Annotated in this window: 3 protein-coding genes and 1 pseudogene; all 4 read right to left on the reverse strand. The window is 57.9% G+C overall.

All coding sequences use genetic code 11. From position 1 onward, the window contains the following. Window positions 1-3 precede the first annotated feature (3 nt). Complete coding sequence (locus AC2FNC_RS20515; protein WP_480520761.1) at window positions 4-1230, reverse strand: MFS transporter; 1227 nt, start codon at window positions 1228-1230, stop codon at window positions 4-6. After that, window positions 1230-1724: a hypothetical protein gene (locus tag AC2FNC_RS20520; RefSeq protein ID WP_480520759.1), complete on the reverse strand. Its 495-nt coding sequence runs from the start codon at window positions 1722-1724 to the stop codon at window positions 1230-1232. Before AC2FNC_RS20520 ends, AC2FNC_RS20515 begins: the two co-directional genes overlap by 1 nt. Then, window positions 1717-2133, reverse strand: a pseudogene (locus tag AC2FNC_RS20525) (class I SAM-dependent methyltransferase); the annotation flags it as partial. The gene AC2FNC_RS20520 and the pseudogene AC2FNC_RS20525, both read right to left, overlap by 8 nt. Window positions 2134-2161: 28 nt before the next feature. Further along, window positions 2162-3036 (reverse strand): NAD(P)/FAD-dependent oxidoreductase (locus tag AC2FNC_RS20530; protein WP_496716528.1); only part of this gene is annotated, 875 nt, incomplete at its 5' end.

Here is a 3036-nt window from a genome sequence, read left to right on the forward strand (position 1 = left end):
GTTTCATTGGGTTGGGTTCTCCGTAGGAAGCGCCAGGACAAGCGCCAAGGCGCCGAGTTTCAGGATGCAGGGAAGGACGGCATAAGAGATGTTCAATGTATTCAGGGCCTCAGTGCTGTTTGTCGCGCCGGGTCTAAAGCCACTGCTTTCCAGCACGGGCAGAACAGCGAAAGCGGCCACAGCAAGGCCAAGTTTGCCCGCAAAGGACCAGATGCCAAAAGCTAACGATGCCTTTAGACCCGCCCGGGTCAGCGCCACCGAAAACATAGCCGGAAGGATAACCATATCGGCCCCCAGGGCGGCGCCGGATGCCAGGCAGATCACCGCAAAGCCAACCTGACTGCCGGGTGTTAGGAACGCGGCCCCGACAAAGCCGAGGATTGCCAAGGGCATGGCGACCAACAGCGTGGCCTTCGAGCCCATTCTTTGGCTCAGACGGGCCCATAGCGGCACGCTGAAACCTGCGCTGAGAAAGAACAGGATCAACAAGGGGCCGGCTTTGCCCGGCAGTTGTAAGCGGTCTTCCACGAAAAAAAGAAACAATGTCGAGGTAATGGCAACAGGTAGGCTGTTGACCAGTGCCAACACGAGAAGTCTCAGAGCGCCAGTTTGGCGTAGCGCACCAAGGGACATACGGTCGCCTTCGATGGGTTCGCGACGCCAGATCGGCAGGGTGATCACGGCAACGACAAGGGCCAGCGCTCCAAGAAACAGGCCAAACGCTTCGTATCCCTGACCGGTGGCCCCAAGGGTGACAAGGAAAGCCGGTGCAATGGCGGCAATCACCACGCCAGCCAGCATGCCACCCTCACGAAACGCCGCCAGCGTCATCAGAGAGCGTGGCGTCGGTGTGGCTGCCAGAGTGGCGCTGCGTCCATAGAGCAGGATCATGCCAAGACTGTAGGCCGAGAAGAGCAGAACAAGGATTGCCACCAGACGTGGCATCGCGTTTGGCCCCGGTTGAGCGGTGAATAGCAATGGAAAGCCGATCGCCAGCCCAAGCGCCGCGGCGCTGGCAAACAGGATTTGTGCCCGTGGCCAGCGGTCGATTGCCCAGCCAATCAGTGGGTCCTGAACAAGATCGACCAGCCGGATGACCAACAGGATCGTGCCAATTGCCCCCAGCCCGATGCCAAGCTCGACCGAAGCAAACCGCGGCAAGTGGATGTAAAGCGGAATGCCAGCCGCGGCCAGCATCAGCGCATAGAGGCTGACACGCGGATAAAGCATCACTCGCCCTTCAGTTTCCGGGTGAAGGATTCCGAACGTGTGTTTTCGCCAAGAAAGATCGACATGAACCTGTTCTTGATCCTAGGATGGCTTAGCGTGCAAACCCGTTTTCCATTGTGCCAGAACCCGATTTGGTTTGGCCCCTTGGAGATGGCGACATAGCGGTCACCCTTGCGTACATCGTTGAAACACATTTCCAACTGGCCGCGCGCCGGCAGGGTGGCCCCGGTACGGCTCAGTTCGCGCATGGTGGCTTCGACCAGATCAAGTTCTGTCAGGTTGCGGAGGTATTTCAGCTCGAGCCCGAAATCCTTGCTCCAGTCCAGAGGTGCTCCGGACTTGGTGAAGAGCTGAGCTTCGTAGAGCGGGAGGCCTATATAACGAAAAGTTGCCGTGCCGCGCGTTTCGGCATCGGGCAGCACAGATTTGATTGCGGACGCCTGCGTACCCGTGGGCGACGCGAGCAAGGCAAAAGCAAAGACAAAACTACGCATGGGCCATCTCCACTTGAACGACATTGGTATGCCCCACGGCAAAGGACGCGGCACAGATCTCGAGATAGTACTGCCAGTTGCAGAAGAAGCTCTCGCCATATCCAAATTCCGAAACGCGACGCTTTTGCGCGGTAAGGTTATTGGCCCAGTTCCGACAGGTTCGGGCATAATCCTGCCCGAAAGCAAAGCTGTCGCAAGCTGCGAATCCAATGTTACTGGCTTGGGCCTCGATAACACGGTCCGACAGCAGCATGCCGCCAGGGAAAACGTATTGGCGGATGTAATCGGACGAGGACTTGTATGTGTCAAAAAAGCTGTCTTTGACGGTGATCGCTTGCAACAACACGCGCCCACCCTCGGCCAAGCTGCGCTTGAGCATGGCAAAGTAGCTGGGCCAGTAGCGCTCGCCCTCGGGGGTGCGCAGGATCAGCTGCCCGTCATGCAGTCGCTCGCAGGTCGATAGAAAATTCGATTTCAGAGCCTTGTTGATTAAGCGCATTTTCCATTCCTGTGATTAGGTGACGTTCATTCAGGGCGCGCACGACGCGCATTGCACTGGCGATACCGTCCTCGTGAAACCCGTGCCGGTTCCATGCTCCGGCAAACCATGTCCGGTTGCGTCCCTGCATTTCCCGAATGTCGCGCTGTGCCTTGAGCGCTGCCTTGTCAAACATTGGGTGGGCGAAGTTCGCTACGTCATAAACTTTGTCCTGAGGGATCTCGGTCGACGGGTTCAGGGTGACGAACAGGGGATCGGATTCAGGGATATTCTGCAGCCTGTTCATCCAATAAGTGAGGCCGATGTCGCCATCCTGCGACCGGTACGCCCAGCTCGACCAGCAGGCGCGCCGCCGGGGCATCTGATTTTCATCACAATGCAGAACAGCCGTATTGGGTTGATAGCGGATGTTACCAAGAGCGGCGGCTTCGGCGTGTGTCGCGTCTTGCCCCAAGATCTGGAGGGCCTGGTCCGAATGGCAAGCCATGATGATCTCGTCAAAAGAAGCCGATAGGCCCTTGTCAGCAAAGATGCGCACTTCATGCGTGTCGCGCTGGACATGCCGAACCGGTGCATCGGTGCGAATGACACAGCCGCGAGCCAGAAGCGCGGATTCCAACCGGCGGACATATTCGATGCTGCCACCTTTCACCGTCCACCACTGATGTTCGCCAGAGCCGGCTAAAAGTGCGTGGTTGCGGAAGAATTGTACCAGCGATTTCGCCGGGAATTGGTCTATATCTTCAACCGGGGTTGACCAGATCGCTCCGCACATCGGCATCAGGTAGTTGTTGCGGAACCAATCGCCGAGGC

This window comes from Ruegeria sp. BHSA123, assembly GCF_059613425.1.

Excerpts from the sequence above, each read along its gene's own strand:
- AC2FNC_RS20515 (WP_480520761.1), bottom strand. The coding sequence starts at position 1,230 with ATGCTTTATCCGCGTGTCAGCCTCTATGCGCTGATGCTGGCCGCGGCT.
- AC2FNC_RS20520 (WP_480520759.1), bottom strand. The coding sequence starts at position 1,724 with ATGCGTAGTTTTGTCTTTGCTTTTGCCTTGCTCGCGTCGCCCACGGGT.